15 protein-coding genes are annotated in these 17,154 nt (G+C 72.1%); 8 read left to right on the top strand and 7 right to left on the bottom strand.

Features of this window, described 5'->3' with window-relative positions:
- Positions 1-33: 33 nt before the first annotated feature.
- The 3 genes from OG485_RS13670 to OG485_RS13680 are packed head-to-tail and all read left to right on the top strand — an operon-like array spanning position 34 to position 4,813.
- Positions 34-1,068, top strand: coding sequence for an AAA family ATPase (locus OG485_RS13670; RefSeq protein WP_328668599.1), 1,035 nt, complete (start codon positions 34-36; stop codon positions 1,066-1,068).
- A complete protein-coding gene (locus OG485_RS13675) occupies positions 1,068-2,432 on the top strand; it encodes a DUF58 domain-containing protein (protein ID WP_328668600.1) in 1,365 nt (454 codons plus the stop codon). Before OG485_RS13670 ends, OG485_RS13675 begins: the two co-directional genes overlap by 1 nt.
- Positions 2,429-4,813 carry a transglutaminase family protein gene (locus OG485_RS13680; protein ID WP_328668601.1) on the top strand — a complete coding sequence of 795 codons (2,385 nt, stop codon included), beginning with the start codon at positions 2,429-2,431 and terminating at the stop codon, positions 4,811-4,813. Before OG485_RS13675 ends, OG485_RS13680 begins: the two co-directional genes overlap by 4 nt.
- A 292-nt stretch (positions 4,814-5,105) precedes the next feature.
- On the opposite strand, the gene OG485_RS13685 is transcribed toward OG485_RS13680, so the two are convergent.
- The 3 genes from OG485_RS13685 to OG485_RS13695 form a co-directional block, all read right to left on the bottom strand.
- The gene (locus OG485_RS13685; RefSeq protein ID WP_326788291.1) at positions 5,106-5,504 is read right to left on the bottom strand and encodes a DUF3040 domain-containing protein; all 399 of its coding nucleotides are present in this window, start codon (positions 5,502-5,504) and stop codon (positions 5,106-5,108) included.
- Between the two features lie 273 nt (positions 5,505-5,777).
- Positions 5,778-6,548, bottom strand: a complete 771-nt coding sequence (locus OG485_RS13690; protein ID WP_326788290.1) for a class I SAM-dependent methyltransferase — start codon at positions 6,546-6,548, stop codon at positions 5,778-5,780.
- 187 nt (positions 6,549-6,735) lie between these two features.
- Complete coding sequence (locus tag OG485_RS13695; protein WP_328668602.1) at positions 6,736-7,314, bottom strand: SAV_6107 family HEPN domain-containing protein; 579 nt, start codon at positions 7,312-7,314, stop codon at positions 6,736-6,738.
- Between the two features lie 175 nt (positions 7,315-7,489).
- Between OG485_RS13695 and OG485_RS13700 the strand changes: the two genes are divergently transcribed.
- The 5 genes from OG485_RS13700 to OG485_RS13720 all read left to right on the top strand — a co-directional run bounded on the left by OG485_RS13700 (position 7,490) and on the right by OG485_RS13720 (position 13,805).
- The gene (locus OG485_RS13700; protein ID WP_328668603.1) at positions 7,490-8,446 is read left to right on the top strand and encodes an ATP-binding cassette domain-containing protein; all 957 of its coding nucleotides are present in this window, start codon (positions 7,490-7,492) and stop codon (positions 8,444-8,446) included.
- Complete coding sequence (locus OG485_RS13705) at positions 8,433-10,517, top strand: YhgE/Pip domain-containing protein (RefSeq protein ID WP_328668604.1); 2,085 nt, start codon at positions 8,433-8,435, stop codon at positions 10,515-10,517. Before OG485_RS13700 ends, OG485_RS13705 begins: the two co-directional genes overlap by 14 nt.
- A 35-nt stretch (positions 10,518-10,552) precedes the next feature.
- Entirely contained in the window at positions 10,553-11,182 is a 630-nt protein-coding gene (locus OG485_RS13710) for a TetR/AcrR family transcriptional regulator (protein ID WP_328668605.1), read from the top strand.
- 398 nt (positions 11,183-11,580) lie between these two features.
- Positions 11,581-12,219 (top strand): DUF4126 domain-containing protein, encoded by a 639-nt coding sequence (locus OG485_RS13715; protein ID WP_328668606.1) that lies wholly within the window; start codon positions 11,581-11,583, stop codon positions 12,217-12,219.
- A gap of 35 nt (positions 12,220-12,254) precedes the next feature.
- On the top strand, positions 12,255-13,805 hold the full coding sequence (locus tag OG485_RS13720) for a phytoene desaturase family protein (RefSeq protein ID WP_328668607.1): 1,551 nt from the start codon (positions 12,255-12,257) through the stop codon (positions 13,803-13,805).
- 48 nt (positions 13,806-13,853) lie between these two features.
- Here OG485_RS13720 and OG485_RS13725 read toward each other — a convergent pair whose 3' ends face one another.
- The 4 genes from OG485_RS13725 to OG485_RS13740 form a co-directional block, all read right to left on the bottom strand.
- Positions 13,854-14,876 carry an SCO2102 family sporulation regulator gene (locus OG485_RS13725; protein ID WP_328668608.1) on the bottom strand — a complete coding sequence of 341 codons (1,023 nt, stop codon included), beginning with the start codon at positions 14,874-14,876 and terminating at the stop codon, positions 13,854-13,856.
- A gap of 56 nt (positions 14,877-14,932) precedes the next feature.
- On the bottom strand, positions 14,933-15,856 hold the full coding sequence (gene metF / locus OG485_RS13730; protein WP_328668609.1) for a methylenetetrahydrofolate reductase [NAD(P)H]: 924 nt from the start codon (positions 15,854-15,856) through the stop codon (positions 14,933-14,935).
- 127 nt (positions 15,857-15,983) lie between these two features.
- A complete protein-coding gene (gene thiE / locus OG485_RS13735) occupies positions 15,984-16,643 on the bottom strand; it encodes a thiamine phosphate synthase (protein ID WP_328668610.1) in 660 nt (219 codons plus the stop codon).
- Between the two features lie 91 nt (positions 16,644-16,734).
- Positions 16,735-17,106 carry an Rv2175c family DNA-binding protein gene (locus tag OG485_RS13740; protein WP_261706908.1) on the bottom strand — a complete coding sequence of 124 codons (372 nt, stop codon included), beginning with the start codon at positions 17,104-17,106 and terminating at the stop codon, positions 16,735-16,737.
- Positions 17,107-17,154: the final 48 nt, after the last annotated feature.

The raw sequence follows: 17,154 nt of genomic DNA on the forward strand, positions 1-17,154 counted from the left end.
GGGCGTCGGCCCGAACGGGCCTAGGAGGGCCGGGTGACGACCTATGACGATCGAGCGAGCCTCACAGATCTGACCGCCACTGCGGAGCGTGTCCGCAGTTCGGTGGAAGGAGTGATCGAGGGCAAGCCAGAGGTCGTACGGCTTTCGCTGACCGTGCTGCTCGCCGAGGGCCATCTTCTGATCGAGGATGTCCCTGGCGTCGGCAAGACCATGCTCGCCAAGGCGCTGGCACGTTCCATCGACTGCTCGGTGCGGCGCATCCAGTTCACGCCCGACCTGCTGCCCTCGGACATCACGGGTGTGTCGATCTGGGACCAGCAGCGCCGGGACTTCGAGTTCAAGCCGGGCGCGATCTTCGCCCAGATCGTGATCGGCGACGAGATCAACCGCGCCTCGCCGAAGACGCAGTCCGCGCTCCTGGAGTCGATGGAGGAGCGCCAGGTCACCATCGACGGGCAGACCTACGAACTGCCCAGCCCGTTCATGGTGGTGGCCACCCAGAACCCGGTCGAGATGGAGGGCACCTACCCTCTGCCCGAGGCCCAGCGCGACCGCTTCATGGCCCGTGTCTCCATCGGCTACCCCAGCGCGGAAGCCGAACTGCAGATGCTGGACACCCACGGCGGCGTGAGCCCGCTGGACGACCTCCAGCCGGTCGCCCACGCGCACGACATCGTGAAACTGATCGACGCGGTCCGCACCGTCCATGTCGCCGACCCGGTGCGCCGCTACGCGGTGGACCTCGTGGCGGCCACGCGCACCCACCCCGACCTCAGACTCGGCGCCTCACCGCGTGCCACACTGCATCTGCTGCGCGCGGCGAAGGCGTCCGCCGCTCTCGGCGGCCGGGATTTCGCGCTGCCGGACGACGTGCAGGCGCTCGCCGTCGCGGTCCTGGCCCACCGCCTGCTGCCCACGGCCCAGGCGCAGTTGAACCGCCGCACGTCCGAGCAGGTCGTGCAGGAGATCCTCCAGCGCACCCCGGTGCCCGCCGCTCCCCAGCAGTCCGGCCTCTCGATGGGCCGGGGCGCGCCCACGTTCGGTCAGCAGCCGCCCCGGAGGCTGTGATGACGCAGGCGGGCACGGGGCACACCGCCGAGGGGGACAAGGGCGGGCTGCGCACCGCGCTCGCCGGGCTCACGACACGCGGCCGCTCGTTCCTGGCCGCCGGTGTGGCCGCCATGATCTGCGCGTACGTGCTGGGGCAGAACGATCTGCGCCGGGTCGGCCTGCTCCTCGCGATCGTGCCGCTGCTCTGTGCGGCCGTTCTGTACCGCACCCGCTACCGGGTCGCGGGCAGCCGCAGGCTCTCCCCCGGGCGTGTGCCCGCGGGCTCCGAAGCCCGCGTGCATCTGTGCATGGACAACATCTCGCGGCTGCCCACCGGCCTGCTGATGCTCCAGGACAAGGTTCCGTACGTCCTCGGTCCGCGCCCCCGCTTCGTACTGGACCGGGTGGAGGCGGGCGGCCGCCGCGAGGTGTCCTACCGGGTCCGCTCGGACCTGCGCGGCCGCTATCCGCTGGGCCCGCTGCAACTGCGGCTGACCGACGCGTTCGGCATGTGCGAGCTGACCCGCGACTTCTCGGCGTACGACACCCTGACCGTCATACCGCGCGTGGAGACGCTGCCACCGGTGCGGCTGACCGGCGACGCGAAGGGGTACGGCGACGGGCGGCAGAGCTCGCTCGCCCTGGCCGGCGAGGACGACATCATTCCGCGCGGGTACCGCTACGGCGACGACCTGCGCCGTGTGCACTGGCGGCTGACCGCCCGCTACGGCGAGCTGATGGTCCGCCGCGAGGAACAGCCCCAGCGCTCCCGCTGCACCGTGCTGCTGGACACCCGGGGCATCGCCTTCCAGGGCGTGGGACCCGACTCGGCCTTCGAATGGGCGGTCTCGGGAACGGCGTCCACGCTGCTGCACATGCTCGAACGGAGCTTCTCGGTACGCCTTCTGACGGACACCGGCAGTTCGGTGCCCGGCGAGAGCGCCGACGGGTTCGCGGGCTCGGGCCAGGAGTCGGCGGACGCGGCGGGGATGATGATGGACACGCTCGCCGTCGTCGACCACTCGGACGGCACGGGCCTGTCCCGGGCGTACGAAGTGCTGCGCGGCGGCAACGAAGGACTGCTGATCGCCTTTCTCGGCGATCTCGACGAGGAGCAGGCGGACGTGCTCGGCAAGATGCGCCAGCGCAGCGGCGGGGCCATCGCGTTTCTGCTGGACAGTGAGTCCTGGGTGCGGGAGCCGGCCGAGGCGCCCGGCCCGTCGGACGAGGGCACGGACCCGCTGCGCATGCTGCGCGAGGCGGGCTGGACCGCCGTGAGGGTGCCGCGGGGGGCGTCGCTCGCCGGGCTGTGGCGCGAGGCGGACCGTCAGCGCACGCATGCGGCGTCGACGGGTACTACCGCGGGGGATGGTGGCGTATGAGCGGGCGGGCCCGATTGGCGCTGTGGGCGGCGGCGGCCACGCTGATGACGTCGAGCGCGCTGCTGCCGCTGGTGAGCCCGGAGACGTGGATCTTCCAGGCGGCGTTCCTGCTGGCCGTGCAGACCGGTGTCGGGGCGCTGACCCGGCGGGTCCCGCTGGCCCGGCCGCTGACCGTGGCGGCGCAGGCGCTGGCGACGCTGATGCTGCTGACGCTGGTCTTCGCCCGGCAACAGGCCCTCGCCGGGATCGTCCCCGGGCCCGAGGCCTTCCAGCACTTCTCGGCACTGCTCCAGGCGGGCGCCGACGACATCGGCAGGTACTCGATCCCGGCTCCGCTGTCGGACGGGATCCGGCTGATGGTGATCGGCGGCGTACTGGTGATCGGGCTCGTGGTGGACACCCTCGCGGTGACCTACCGCAGCGCCGCGCCCGCCGGCCTTCCGCTGCTGGCCCTGTACTCGGTCGCCGCGGGCCTCAACGGCGGCGCGGGCTGGCTGTGCTTCCTGCTCGCGGCAGTCGGCTATCTGATGCTGCTGCTGACCGAGAGCCGGGACCGGCTCTCGCAGTGGGGCCGCGTCTTCGGCGGAGCGGCCCGGGCACCCGGCCAGGAGTCCGCGAGCGGTGTCGTCGCGCCCGTCCGCTTCGGGCGGCGGATCGGGGCGGTCGCCGTGGTCGTCGCCCTGTTCGTGCCCTTCATGCTGCCCGGGCTCCACGGCGGTCTGCTGGGCGGCGCGGGCCGGGGCATCGGCAACGGCCCCGGGAACGGCACGATCGCCGCGGTGAACCCGCTGGTCTCGCTCCGCGACAGCCTGAACGTGGACGAGGACCGCACCGTCCTGACGTACCGCACGGACACCACGGACACACAGAACCTGTATCTGCGGATCGTCTCGCTGGACGACTTCGACGGCACGGCGTGGAAGCCGGCGCAGCGCCACATCGTGGACGTGCCGGAGACGTTCCCGGCGCCGGCCGGTCTGGACGGCCAGGTCAAGCGGGCGGCGATCCGGACCCGGATCGCCGCGGCCGACTGGTACGCGCAGGACTGGCTGCCGATGCCGTATCCGGCCAGCAAGGTGGACATCAAGGGCCGCTGGCGTTACGAACCCGTGGGGCGCACCCTCGTCGGCAACCGCGGACAGACCACCCGTGGCGCGCGGTACGAGGTCACGAGCCTGATGGTGGAGCCGACGGCGCAGCAGCTGGCGGGCGCCCCGGAGGCCTCGCCCGCGATGAGGCGCGAGTACACCCAGGTTCCGAGGTCGCTGCCCGCGGTGGTGGCGAAAACGGCCCGCAAGGTCACCGCGGGCTCGGCCAATCACTACGAGCAGGCGGTCAAGCTCCAGGACTACTTCGCCGTCAGCGGCGACTTCCGGTACAACACCGAGGTGGAGGCCGGCAGCGGCTCCGCCGCGATCGCGAACTTCCTGAAGGAGAAGGAGGGCTTCTGCGTCCACTTCTCCTTCGCGATGGCCTCGATGGCGCGCACTCTCGGGATTCCGGCCCGCGTGGCGGTCGGCTTCACGTCGGGGACCCCGCAGGCGGACGGTTCGATGGCGGTGGGGCTGCGGGACGCGCATGCCTGGCCCGAGCTGTACTTCGAGGGCGTGGGCTGGACCCGTTTCGAGCCGACCCCGAGCCGGGGTTCGGTGCCGTTGTACACCCAGACGAACACCCCGGGCGCGGCCGAGTCCGCGGCCCCGAAGCCGACGTTCTCGACGTCCGCGGCGCCCTCGGCCGAACCGTCGGCGAACGAGAGCTGCTCGCCCGAGCTGCGGAAGCTGTCGGCCTGCCAGGAACAGTCCGCGGGGACGGCGGTCGGCCCCGGGGACGACGACGGGCCCTGGACGACCATCCTCCTACCCACGCTGGCCGGGCTCCTGGTCCTGGGAGTGCTGCTGCTGCCCATGCTGTGGCGGATGCGGGTACGGGCGGTCCGGCTCGGCGGCCACGGCCGCACCGAGGCGGACGTGGCGGCGTACACGCTGGCGGCCTGGTCGGAGGTGACCGATACGGCGTGGGACTACGGGATCGGACCGACGGAGTCGCAGACACCGAGGAAGGCGGCCGAGCGGATCGCCGGGCTCGGGGAACTGGATCCGGAGGCCGCGGCGGCGGTGTACCGGCTGGCCGTGTCCGTGGAGCTGGTTCTCTACGCTCCGCACCCCCGGCCGGTGGCGGGCCTCGCGAACGACGCGCGCCGGGTCGGGGAATCCTTCAGGACGTCCGCGAGCGGTCCCGCGCGCCTGCGTGCTCTCCTCCTCCCCCGTTCGGCCGTCCGGGTGATCTGGATGGCCTCGGCCGCCTGGACAGGTCTGAGAACCCGGCTGTCCGCCCGTCGGCAGGCCCTGTTCCACCGCCCGTCGCGCCAGAACGGCTGACGCGGACCGGCCCAGGTCCCTCCGCCAGGCTTGAGCATTCCCCGGCCTGGCGGGGACCGGCTCCACTGGACCGACCGGCACCACGGGGCCGACGCGTCGGGGTCGGTGCGTCGGGGCCGACGCGTCGGGGTCGGTGCGTCGGGGCCGACGCGTCGGGGTCGGTGCGTCGGGCTTGGTGCTTCAAGGGCCGGCGCTCCCGGGGCTTCGGCCGCACATGCGCGTGAAGGGGCGTCCACCCGGATGTGGGTGGACGCCCCTTCACGCGTATGTCTGCGGCGGCGAAGCCGGAGGCTCAGTTGCCGCCCTGCTCGTCGCGACGACGCTGCCAGCGCTGTTCGATACGGTCCATCATGGAGCGGCGTTGCCTGCTCTGCCGGCGAGCTGCGGGCGAGCCCGGCACGGTCGGCTGCTCACCCGGCTTGGGAGCTTTGCGCCAACCGGTGACGGCGAGCACCGCACAGCCCAGCATGACGAGGAAGCCCACCACGCTCAGCCAGATCTGAACCGCGACCATTCCAGCCATGAGGAGCGCAATACCAACCAGGAAGCCGACGACCGCCTGGTAGACCCGTCGCCGGGTGTACGTACGCAGCCCGCTTCCCTCAAGCGCTGTCGCGAACTTGGGATCTTCGGCGTACAGCGCTCGCTCCATCTGCTCGAGCATTCGCTGCTCGTGCTCCGAGAGCGGCACGGAGTCCTCCTCATCGTGCAGTCGCCGGGGCGACCGGGGGTCCCCTTCAGGATAGGCAGGGAATCGGCCCCGTGAAACCCGCCCTCTACGCCAATTCACCGACCGGAACCCTTCATGGCGCCCCGATGCGCTGAGGCGTGCATTCCCCAGCGAACGGTCCGTCATGCCGGACGGTCTCCCCCGATCATACGGCGCCGAGCACTCGATCGGGTGGTCTGTGGTGTACTCCATCTGCCGCCAAGCCCCTGATCAGCGCCGCACCACGGGGGCCGCTCAGTCCTCCGTGGCCCCTCGGGCCTCACCGAGCACATGGAGCTGCGTGGCCACGGAGTGGAACGCGGTGAGCTCGGCCGCCGCCGCCTCCAGCTTCAGCAGGGCCTCCAGCGCACCCGGCTCGGTGTCCACCAGGACCCCCGGCACCAGGTCCGCGAAGACCCGTACGCCGTGCACGGCGGCGACGTGCAGGCCGGCGCCCGCGACCAGGGAGGTGAGCTGGTCGGCGGTGAACCGGTGCGGAACGGGATCACTCTCGCCCCAGCGTCCGTCCGGGTCGTCGAGCGCGTGCCGGGCCTCCTTGAAGTGCCCGGCGAGGGCGCGGGCCAGCACGGCACCGCCCAGGCCCGCGGCGAGGAGGCTGAGCACGCCCTCGGGGCGCAGCGCGTCCACGACGTTGCGGACGCCCTCGGCCGGGTCGTCCACGTATTCGAGGACGCCGTGGCACAGCACGGCGTCGTAGCGGCCTCGCTCGACCACGTCGAAGAGGCCGTGGGCATCTCCCTGGACACCCTGCACGCGGTCGGCGACGCCGGCCTCGGCGGCACGCCGCTCCAGCGCGAACAGCGCGTTCGGGCTGGGGTCGACGACGGTGACCCGGTGGCCGAGGCGGGCCACGGGCACGGCGAAGTTGCCACTGCCGCCGCCCGTGTCGAGCACGTCGAGCGACTCCCGCCCTGCGGCCTTGACCTGACGGTCCAGGGCGTCCTTCAGGACCTCCCAGACCACGGCGGTACGGAGAGAAGCGCGGGGGCGCATCGGGTCCGACACGGCAGTTGACTCCTCGGCGCGGCACCGCCTGTTGAACGGCGGAGCGATCTTCGGGCCTCCCGGCGGGGAGGCAGCAGGCGCCTCCACCCTATTGCCTCCGCCACCGTGACCGGCCCTCCGTCTCACGCGCGCCGGATCACGCGAGGCGCTCACACCGGATCGCCCGCCCGTCCGGGGTTCCCTCCCGTCAACCCGCGTCCGGAACCTCCCTGTCCGCGCCGTCCACCCCGTCCCGGCTCTGGTCACGGTCTCCGTCCTGGCGCGGCTGGGGCAGCACGGGCTGCAACGCCAGCATCCGCTCGACCAGGCGCAGGAACATGGCGACATCGCGTATCAGGTCGTCGGCGTCACGGGTCGTGGCCGCCCCCTGGATGCCGGCCTCCGCGCGGGCACGCCGGGTGGCCCCGGAGGCGAACAGCGCGCTCCACTCGGTCAGTTCGGGAGCGATCTCCGGGAGGACTTCCCAGGCGCTGCGGATCCGGGCCCTGCGCCGCGACGAGGGCTCCGGGCGGGCACGCGCGGCGAGGACGGCGGCGGCGGTGCGCAGCGCGGCCAAGTGGGCCGTCGCGTAACGCTCGTTGGACGTCTCCAGTGCCGTCGCCTCGTCAAGTCCGGCGCGGGCCTGGGAGAGCAGGTCGAGGGCGGCGGGCGGGGCCGTGGTCCGGCGGAGCACGGGGTGGACGTCGCCCGCCGGTCCGGTGGTCAGTGAGGGGGCAGGGCCGGTGACGCGGCGCCGACGGGCGGCGGCTGCGGAAGTGTTGGCCATGACGAACCTCCTGTCGTCGTGTGACGGCACTGTGGCCGTATGTGCCCATCGTGCGGTATGCCACTGACAATCCGTTCTGACCTGCGCTTTTGCTTCGATCGCAAGTTCGGGTTAGTTTTTGCACTGACCAGTCAGTTCAAAAGTAGTTCGATGTGTTCCAGAGGATGGGGGAGCTGTGGACGGTCCGCACGGACTGCGTGTCACGGCCGAGGACTTCGGACTCGAGGGACCCCGCGGGTGGGCTTTCCGCGGGGTCCGTCTCGACGCGGAACCCGGATCGCTCATCGCGATCGAGGGGCCGTCGGGATCCGGCCGCACCTGCCTGCTGCTCGCCCTCACGGGCCGGATGAAGGCCACCGAGGGGACGGCGGCCGTGGGTCCGGCGAGGCTGCCGAAGCAACTGGCCGCGGTGCGCCGGACCAGCGCGCTCGCGCACGTGCCCGGTGTAACGGACCTCGACCCCGCGCTGACCGTCGGGGAGCACCTGCGGGAACGGGCCCTGCTACAGCGGCGGTTCGGGGGTTCGCTGCGCGCTCTGCTGCGGCCTCGCGGCGAGCGGGCGGGAGAGGCCGCGTCGCGGATCGACGCCGCGCTGGCCGCCGCCGGGCTCGACCCGGACACCCTGCCCAAGGGACCGAGGACCGCGGTACGCGATCTGGAACGGGTCGAGACGCTGCGGCTGTCCCTCGCGCTGGCCCTGATCGGCCGCCCGAGGCTGCTCGGCGTCGACGACACCGACCTCAAGCTCTCGGACGCCGAACGGTCCGGGGTCTGGGCCCTGTTGACATCTCTCACCGAGTCCGGAACGACGGTCGTGGCGGTGTGCAGCGAGGCTCCCGAGGGCGCCGTCGTCGTCTCCACCGCACCGGCCGCCACGGCGGGGACCGCCGACGAGGAGACCCCCGGCACCGTCCCGCCCGCCGCGCCCGCCGCGCCCGCCAAACCGTCCGAGGACGGCGTCGGCACCGCCGACATGACCACCGACGCGGACGCAGACAAACCGGTCGCAGACAAAGACGCAGACGCAGACGCAGACACCGCCACCACCCCCGCCGCCGACAGCGACAGCGACAGCGACAGCGACAGCGACAGCGGGAACCGCGACAGGAAGACGGCCGATGCGCTCGCCTGAACTGGCCCTTCTCGAACTCCGCCGCTTCGGCCGGGGCAAGCTTCCGCGCGCCGCTCTGGTCGCGCTCCTGCTGCTGCCCCTGCTCTACGGCGCCCTCTACCTGTGGTCGTTCTGGGACCCGTACGGCCGTCTCGACCGCATCCCCGTGGCACTGGTGAACGCCGACGAGGGAGCGACGGCCGACGGCCGCAGGGTCGCCGTCGGGGACACCATCACCAAGGGGCTGCGCGACAGCGACACCTTCGAGTGGCACGAGGTGAGCCCGGCCGAGGCCCGCCGGGGCGTGGAGGACGGCACGTACTACCTGTCACTGACCATGCCGGGCGACTTCAGCAGAAGGATCGCGTCCAGCTCCGGGACCTCCCCCGAGACGAGCGCGCTCCAGGTGCGGACCAACGACGCGAACAACTACATCGTCGGACAGATCTCCCGCACGGTGTTCAGCGAGGTACGGACGGCCGCCTCCACGAAGGCCTCGCGTTCGTTCCTCGACAAGATCTTCATCTCGTTCTCGGACATCCACGGGAAGACCGTGCAGGCGGCCGACGGCGCCGACCGGCTCAGCAACGGCATCGGCAGGGCCAAGAAGGGCTCCAAGGATCTCGCCGACGGTCTGAAGGAGGCCAAGCAGGGCAGCGGAAAGCTCTCCGGGGGCCTCAGGAAGCTCACCACGGGCGCGGGCGACCTGGAGGACGGTTCGCGGCAGGTCGCGGACGGCACCAGGGCGCTGGCCGACAAGGTCGACGGGGTCGCGGACAAGGTGGGCCCCTTCCTGGAGGACAACGAGAAGTCGATCGGCGACACCGCGCGGCTGGTCGCCGACTCCGCCGCGGGGATCCGCCACAACCTCGACACCCTGGTGAAGACCGCTCCGGCCGCGGCCAAGGGCGCGCGCACCGCTTCCGACGCGCTGAACGCCGTCCACCGCTCGCGGTGCGAGACCCTGCCGGTCCCCGACCCGGCGTGTCCCGAGCTGACGAAGGCGGCGGAGGCCGCCTCGGACGTCGTCAAGGTCGCCGACGACGTGAACGCCCTGATCGGCGACCAGGACGGCGACCTCGTCGAACTGGACAAGAACCTGGCGACGCTGGAGAAGCAGGCGCGCGCCCTCGCCGGTCGCTCGCCGCATCTCGCCGAGGACCTCGACGACGCCGTCTCCAAGATCGACAAGCTGAACGAGGGCGCCGCGGCGGTCGCCAGGGGCGCGAAGCGGCTGCACTCCGGTCTCGGCACCGCCAGGACCGGTGCGGCGACCCTCGACAAGGGCGTCGGCCGGCTGAAGACCGGTGCGGGTGACCTCGACGGCGGCCTGTACAAGCTCGTCGGCGGCTCCGGGAAGCTGGCGGGCGGCCTGCACGACGGCGCCGAGCGGATCCCCGACTACGACAAGCCCGACCGCGACCTGCGGACCGAGGTCATGGCCGACCCGGTGCGCATGGCCTCCAGGGACCTGCACAAGGCGCCCAACTACGGCACCGGTTTCGCCCCCTACTTCATCCCGCTGTCCCTGTGGGTCGGCGCGATGGTGGCGTACATGCTGATCCAGCCGCTGAACCGGCGCGCGCTCGCGGCGGGCGCCTCGGCGTGGCGCATCGCGCTGGCGGGCTGGCTGCCGGTCGTCGTCGTCGGCATCCTTCAGACGGCCGCCCTGATGGCGGTGCTGCACTGGGCGATCGGGCTCCAGATGGTCCGTGCGGCGGGAACGGTCGGCTTCCTGTTCCTGGTGACGGCCTGCTTCGCGGCGATCGTGCAGTGGCTGAACGCCCGCTTCGGAGCCGCGGGCCGGATCCTCGTCCTGGCCTTCCTGATGCTCCAGCTGACCTCGGCGGGCGGCACGTACCCCGTCCAGACCAGTCCGGGCTTCTTCAACGCGATCCACCCCTTCCTGCCGATGAGTTACATCGTCGAGGCACTCCGCAGGCTCATCACCGGCGGCGGCCTGGAGCCGGTACGGACCGCGTGCGCCGTCCTGACGGCCTTCACGGTGGGCGCACTCGCGCTCACCGCCCTGACGGCCCGGCGCAGGCAGGTGTGGACCCTCGACCGGCTGCACCCGGAGCTGAGCCTGTGACCACGCGCGCGGGTGCTCCTGTGACAATCGGAGCCATGGAAAGCAGCAGCACCACGGCGGGCGGCGGCAGCCGCCGCGAGGCGACCCGGCAGAAGCTCTACGAGGCGGCCGTCACCCTGATCGCCGAACAGGGCTTCTCCGCCACCACGGTGGACGAGATCGCCGAGCGGGCCGGGGTCGCGAAGGGCACGGTCTACTACAACTTCGCGAGCAAATCGGTCCTCTTCGAAGAGCTGCTGCGCCATGGCGTCGGGCTCCTCACCGCCTCGCTGCGGGAGGCGGCGGAGAAGACCGACCGGGACGGCGGCAGCAAGGTCGACGCACTGGACGCGATGATCCGGGCCGGGCTCGAATTCATCAACCGCTATCCGGCGTTCACCCAGCTCTACGTGGCGGAGCTCTGGCGTACCAACCGGGCCTGGCAGTCCACCCTGATGGTGGTGCGGCAGCAGGCGGTGGCGGTCGTCGAGGGCGTTCTGCGCGACGCGGTGGCGGGCGGGGAACTCAGCGACGAGATCGACATTCCGCTGACCGCGGCGGCGCTGGTCGGAATGGTCCTGGTGGCCGCCCTGGACTGGCAGGCCTTCCAGCCGGAGCGCTCCCTGGACGACGTCCACGCGGCCCTGTCCCGGCTGCTCCAGGGGCGGGTGAGCGGCCGCCGCTGACACCGGGTGCGGCTCCCCGCCGGCCGCACCGCCTCACGCCGTGCGCACGAAAGCGCCGGTCCGGTCGGCCGCTTCCCCCGCGGGCCGTCCGTACCGGCGCTTCCGTCGTGCTCCCCCGTGCCCCCCGTTGGGCCCCCGTTTCGGTCGTCCCCCGGGTTCCCCCGTGTCTCGCTCCCGCCGAGCGGGCCGGCGGAAGGAGCGGACAAGGGCGCGAGGTCCGTTCCGCCGCCCCGTGTCGGCGGTGCCGGAGCCGCGCCCCTTTCCGTGTCTCCACTCTCTCGTTCGCGCAGGTCGGACCCATCCGTGCGCCTACTCATCTCACCCAGTAGGTACGGATACTCAGACATACGTGCTCAACCCCAGGACGCCCCCGTCGCCCCCTGGTTACGATCCCCTCCGTGTCCGTACTCCCCCTGGTCTTCACCAGCGGCTGGGCCAGCGGCGTCAACGCGTACGCGGTCGTGCTGCTCCTCGGCGTCTTCGGCGCCACCGGGCTGAGCGACGACGTCCCGGAGGCCCTGCAACGCCCTGAGATCCTGGTCACAGTCGGCGTTCTCTTCCTCTGCGAGGCGGTCGCCGACAAGATCCCGTACGTCGACTCGGTGTGGGACTCCGTGCACACCGTGATCCGGCCGGCGGCGGGCGCCTGGGTCGGGGCGCTGCTCGCCGGGCAGAGCGGCTCGGTCTCGGATCTGACGGCGGCCCTGCTCGGCGGTTCGACGGCGCTGGCGAGCCACACGGTCAAGGCCGGGACACGGATGGCGGTCAACACCTCGCCGGAGCCCTTCAGCAACATCGCCGTGAGCACCGTCGAGGATCTCGGGGTCGCGGGCGTCGTCACGCTCGCGGTCTTCCATCCCTGGGCCGCGGCGGTCGTGGCCGGTGCCCTGCTCTTCACCGGGCTCGCGGCGCTCTGCTTCCTTCTCTCGCGCGTCAGACGGTTCCTGCGCCGCCGGGCGCGGCGCCGGGAGGAACGGCGGACGGCCGCGGCGGCGGCGCGGACGCCCGGCGGGGCGCCGTACGCGGACCGCGACTGACGGGACTGTCGGTGGCGGCGGATAAAGTCGCCGCCATGGGACGGATTGCGGTGATCGGCGCCGGGATGGGCGCGATGGCGGCCGCCGCCCGGCTGGCCGTCGCGGGCCACCGGGTGGTGGTGTACGAGCGGACGGAGACGTACGGCGGTGCGGTGCGCCGCTTCGAGCGGGACGGGTTCGTGTTCGACACGGGCCCGGGGCTGCTGCCAGTGCCCGCGGTCTATCGCGACCTGTTCGTCAAGACCGGGAAACGGCCGCTGGAGGAGTGCGTCGAGCTGGTGCAGGTCGACCCGTCGGCCGGCCATGTCTTCGCCGACGGCACCCGGGTGTCCCTGCCGAACGCCTCGCGCGCGGGTGTGCTCACCGCGCTGGACGAAGCGCTCGGCGACGGTGCGGGCGCGCGGTGGGGCGAGTTCCTGGTGCGGGCCCGGGAGGCGTGGGACCGCTCGCGCCGGCCGCTCCTGGAGGAGCCGCTGTGGCCCAACTGGACGGTGCTGGCCGAACGCGAGCCCTATCCCTCGGTGCCGCACAAGAAGCTGCTGCGCACCCGCCGGGCCGGGACCCTCGCCGAGGTCGCCGCCTGGGAGCTGCGCGACCCGCGCCTGACGGCCCTCCTGGAGAGCCACGCCCTGGTGTACGGGCTGGACCCGCGCGCCACCCCGGCGAGCGCCGCCGTGCTGCCGTACATGGACCACGCCTTCGGCAGCTGGTACGTGCGCGGCGGCATCCGGGAGCTGGCGCGCGCCGTGTACGAGCGGTGCCTGGAGCGCAGGGTCGAGTTCCGTTTCGGAACCCCCGTCGGACGGATCGTCGAGAAGGACGGCCGGGCCGTCGGGGTGGAGCTCTCCCGGGACGGCTCCGCCGCTTCCGGTGACGGGAGCGGCCCGGACTCCTCCGGATCCGGGGAAGACACGCTCGAGCAGGCCGACTTCGTGGTAGCCGGCGTGGCGCCCGGCGCCCTGGACGGCCTCGTCGCCGGGGCGGCGCTCCGCAGCGGTAACGAGGTGCCGGCGCGGGCCGGCACCTCCAGCAGACTGACGCTGCTGCTCGCGCTGCGTGGCGGACGGCCCGCCGGAACGGCGCACCGGACGGTGGTCCACTCGGCCGACCGCGAGGGTGAGCTGGACCGGCTCTTCGGGGAGCGTCCAGGCGTGCCCGCGGCGCCGACCGTCGTGGTGGCACGTCCTGACGACCCGGCGCTCGTCCCGGACGCGGCGCACGAGGCCGTCACGCTGACCGTCACGGTCCCGTCCGGCGCTCAGGTGTCCGGGCAGGACGTGGAGCGGGTTCTCGACGCCGCCGAGCGGGCCCTGCCCGGTCTGCGGGACCGGCTCCTGTGGCACGAGGTCCGCACCCCGGCCGACATCGCTGCGGCGACCGGCGTGGAGGGCGGCGCGGTTCCCGCCCCGGCGCTCGCCGCGGCGGACGGCCGGCTGCTGCACCCGTCGAACACCACGCGGATACCGGGGCTGTTCGCGGCCGGGGGCTGGGCACACCCCGGCGGCGGTCTGCCGCACGCCGGCATGTCGGGCGCTCTGGTGGCCGGACTGATCGTGGAGGGGCCGGAGTTCCAGGGCTCTCAGTGAACGTGCCGGCGGGCAGTGGTGCGGGAGGCCGTCGACGCGGCCTGCCGGTCAGTAGCGGTACTGCTCGTCGTACCCGGCGCTGCCGTTGCCCTGGTACGGGTACTGCTGTTGCTGCTCGGGCGGGACTTCGCCGCCGTACTCGTCGGTGCGCTGCTGCGGCACCCAGACACCCTCGGCCGGGGTCTCGCCGCCGTACGTGCCGGTGGCGTACTGGTCCTGACCGTAGTTCTGCTGCTGTGCGTACTGCTGGTCGCCGCCGTTGTAGGCGGTCTGGTCGTACGTGGCGCCCGTGTATGTCTGCTGGCCGGTGTACGGGTCCGTGTAGGTGGCGTACTGCTGCTGGCCGTAGCCGTACTGCTGCTGTTGCTGTTGCTGTTGCTGGTCGTAGCCCGTGTAGCCGTCGTACGCGTAGGCCTGCTGGTTCTGGCCCGTGGCGTACGCCTGCTGGTTCTGGCCCGTCGAGTAGGCCTGCTGGTCCTGGGCCTGGGACGCGCCGGCGTAGGACTGGTCGGTGGCGGCGGCGTACGCGCCGGAGTCGTAGACACCGTAGGAACCGGTGTCCTCGGGCAGCGGCTGCGGCTCGTAGACCGAGGTCGGCTCGGCGGCCGCGGGCTCGGCCGGCTCCGGGGGCGCGAACCGGTCGGACGGGGCGGGCGTGAAGACGTCGTCCTCGTCGGCGTACTGGTCCTCGCGCCGGTAGGCGGCCACCTCGACCTCTTCGAGGTCGGAGTTCTCCTCCGACGGCTCCGCCTCGTCGGGCTCGCCGCGGCGGCGCTTGCTGAGCTTGCCGAGCTTGCCGGGCTTGTCCTCCACGGCGGGGCCCTTGATGGCCCAGCCCTGCGCGAAGCCCTGGCGGAACGACAGCGTCACATAGGTCTGGCCGACCGTGAAGGCGGCCGCGCCCAGGCCGATGACCACGACCGAGTGCATGAGCACACCGAGGACCACACCGAGGAAGCCGACGAAGGCGAGCAGCCGGAAGCGCAGCCGCGCCTTGTACTGCAGCAGCACCTCGCCGAGCAGCCACAGCGCGACAATGCCGAATGCCAGATAGAGGACCGTCAAGCCCATGTACGCCCCTCTCCCAGTGGCCGCTACGCAGTGTGTCGTACGTGGGTGCGACCGGTCTAGGCCTGCTGTGGGTGATGCAGGCCCAGGTTCTCGTAGATTTCCAGCGTCGCCGTGGAGTTGTTGAGCGTGATGAAGTGCAGTCCGGGGACTCCCTCGGTCAGCAGCCTCGCACAGAACTCCGTCGCGAACTCGATCCCAATGGAGCGTACAGCCGCCGGATCGTCTTTGACTGTGAGGATCCGCTCTTTCAGGGCGTCCGGGAACGAAGCATTCGAGAGTTTGGGCAGCCGTTCCAACATCTTCACACTTGTCACGGGCATGACTTCAGGGATGACCGGCGTCGCGCAACCCGCCGCGTCCACGCGGTCACGCAGACGGAGGTAGGACTCCGGCTGGAAGAACATCTGCGTGATCGCGTAGTCGGCGCCGGCACGGCACTTGTCGACGAAGTGGGAGACGTCCAGGTCCCACTCCGTGGACCGGGGGTGCATCTCGGGGAAGGCCGCGACCCCGACGCAGAAGTCGCCGGATTCCTTGATGAGGCGCACCAGTTCGGCCGCGTAGGCCAGACCCTTGGGGTGGGGCACCCACTCGCCCATGGGGTCGCCGGGCGGGTCGCCGCGCACGGCGAGCATGTTGCGGATGCCCGCGTCCGCGTACTGCCCGATGATGTTGCGCAGTTCCGCGACGGAGTGATCGACCGCGGTGAGGTGCGCGACCGGGGTGAGGGTCGTGTCGAGGACAATCTGCTCGGTCTCCTTGACCGTGCCGGCCCGCGTGGAGCCGCCGGCCCCGTAGGTCACGGAGACGAAGTCGGGAGCCACGGCCTCGACCCGCCGCAGGGCGTTCCACAGGTTCCGCTCGCCCTTGGGAGTCTTCGGCGCCGAGAACTCGAAGGAAAAGGTCTGTTTGCCGGTCGCGAGCATGTCGCGCACGGTGCGTGCGCGATCAGTCCTGGTGGAAGCAGATCCGAGGGCCATACCCGCAGGTTAGCCAGAGGGCGTCGGTCACCCAACCGAACCGCTGCCATTTGTCCGATCTGTCGATTTCTTGTCCACCCCTCGGACAGCGGCCCCGCCGGGACTCTCCACGCGGGCGGCCGGCGGCCTACGCCGTGCGCAGCCGCTTCGCGAATTCCGCCGCCGCCGCGCCCGGGTCGTCCGCCTCGGTGATCGCCCGTACGACGACGACGCGGCGGGCGCCCGCTTCGAGCACCTCGTCCAGCCGGCCGAGGTCGATGCCGCCGATCGCGAACCAGGGACGGCCGGTGCCGAGGGCCGCCGTGCTGCGGACCAGATCGAGGCCGGGAGCGTGCCGGCCGGGCTTGGTGGGGGTGGGCCAGCAGGGGCCGGTGCAGAAGTAGTCCACGCCTTCCTGGACGGCGGCGGCGCCGGCCTCGGAGGCGGAGTGCGTGGAACGGCCGATGAGCACCTCGTCGCCGAGGATCGCGCGGGCCGCGGGAACCGGGAGGTCCCCCTGGCCCAGGTGCAGGACGCCGGCGCGGGCGGCATGGGCCACGTCCGCCCGGTCGTTGACCGCGAGGAGCTTGCCGTGCCGGGCGCAGGCGTCCGCGAAGACCTGGAGGTGCTCCAGTTCCTCCCCCGCCTCCATGCCCTTGTCGCGCAGCTGCACGATGTCGACACCGCCCGCCAGGACCGCGTCGAGGAACTCGGCGAGGTCGCCCTGACGTCTGCGGGCGTCGGTGCACAGATAGACGCGGGCGTCGGCGAGCAGGCCCCGCGGGGTCGTGGCGGCGTTCTCGGGCATGCGTGGATCCCCCGTTGGTCGGTGCGCGGGGAGCACGGCGGCCGGGATGGTCCCGCCGCCGCGCTCCCCGTGCCGGACGGTCGCGTTCAGGTCAGACGGCGAGCGCCTGGGCGCGGCGCTTCACCTCCGTGCCGCGATTCTCGCTCAGAGCCTGTGCGGGGGTGCCGGGCAGGCTCGGGTCGGGGGTGAAGAGCCACTCGAGGGCCTCTTCGTCGGAGAAGCCGTCGTCCCTCAGGAGCGTCAGGGTGCCGGCCAGGCCCTTGACGACCTTCTGTTCGTCCGCGTCGATGAAATCGGCGGGGACGTGCAGCGCGCGGTTCTCACCACGGCGTACGGCGATCAGCTGGCCGTCCTTGACCAGCTGCCGGACGCGCGTCACCTCGACGCCGAACTGTTCGGCGATGTCGGGGAGGGTGAGCCAGGCGGGGACGAGAGCATCGATCTTTGCGTCAATCTCGGTCACGGGACAAGCCTGCCATCCCGGACCGGCAGTCGGAAGCCGAGGGCGCCC

The sequence above is a fragment of the Streptomyces sp. NBC_00328 genome (genome assembly GCF_036139655.1).
Lineage (GTDB): Bacteria > Actinomycetota > Actinomycetes > Streptomycetales > Streptomycetaceae > Streptomyces.

Coding starts and splice junctions, on each gene's coding strand:
- OG485_RS13675 (WP_328668600.1), top strand. CDS start 1,068: ATGACGCAGGCGGGCACGGGGCACACCGCCGAGGGGGACAAGGGCGGG.
- OG485_RS13680 (WP_328668601.1), top strand. CDS start 2,429: ATGAGCGGGCGGGCCCGATTGGCGCTGTGGGCGGCGGCGGCCACGCTG.
- OG485_RS13695 (WP_328668602.1), bottom strand. CDS start 7,314: ATGGCCAACACTTCCGCAGCCGCCGCCCGTCGGCGCCGCGTCACCGGC.
- OG485_RS13705 (WP_328668604.1), top strand. CDS start 8,433: ATGCGCTCGCCTGAACTGGCCCTTCTCGAACTCCGCCGCTTCGGCCGG.
- OG485_RS13710 (WP_328668605.1), top strand. CDS start 10,553: ATGGAAAGCAGCAGCACCACGGCGGGCGGCGGCAGCCGCCGCGAGGCG.
- OG485_RS13720 (WP_328668607.1), top strand. CDS start 12,255: ATGGGACGGATTGCGGTGATCGGCGCCGGGATGGGCGCGATGGCGGCC.
- OG485_RS13725 (WP_328668608.1), bottom strand. CDS start 14,876: ATGGGCTTGACGGTCCTCTATCTGGCATTCGGCATTGTCGCGCTGTGG.
- metF (WP_328668609.1), bottom strand. CDS start 15,856: ATGGCCCTCGGATCTGCTTCCACCAGGACTGATCGCGCACGCACCGTG.
- thiE (WP_328668610.1), bottom strand. CDS start 16,643: ATGCCCGAGAACGCCGCCACGACCCCGCGGGGCCTGCTCGCCGACGCC.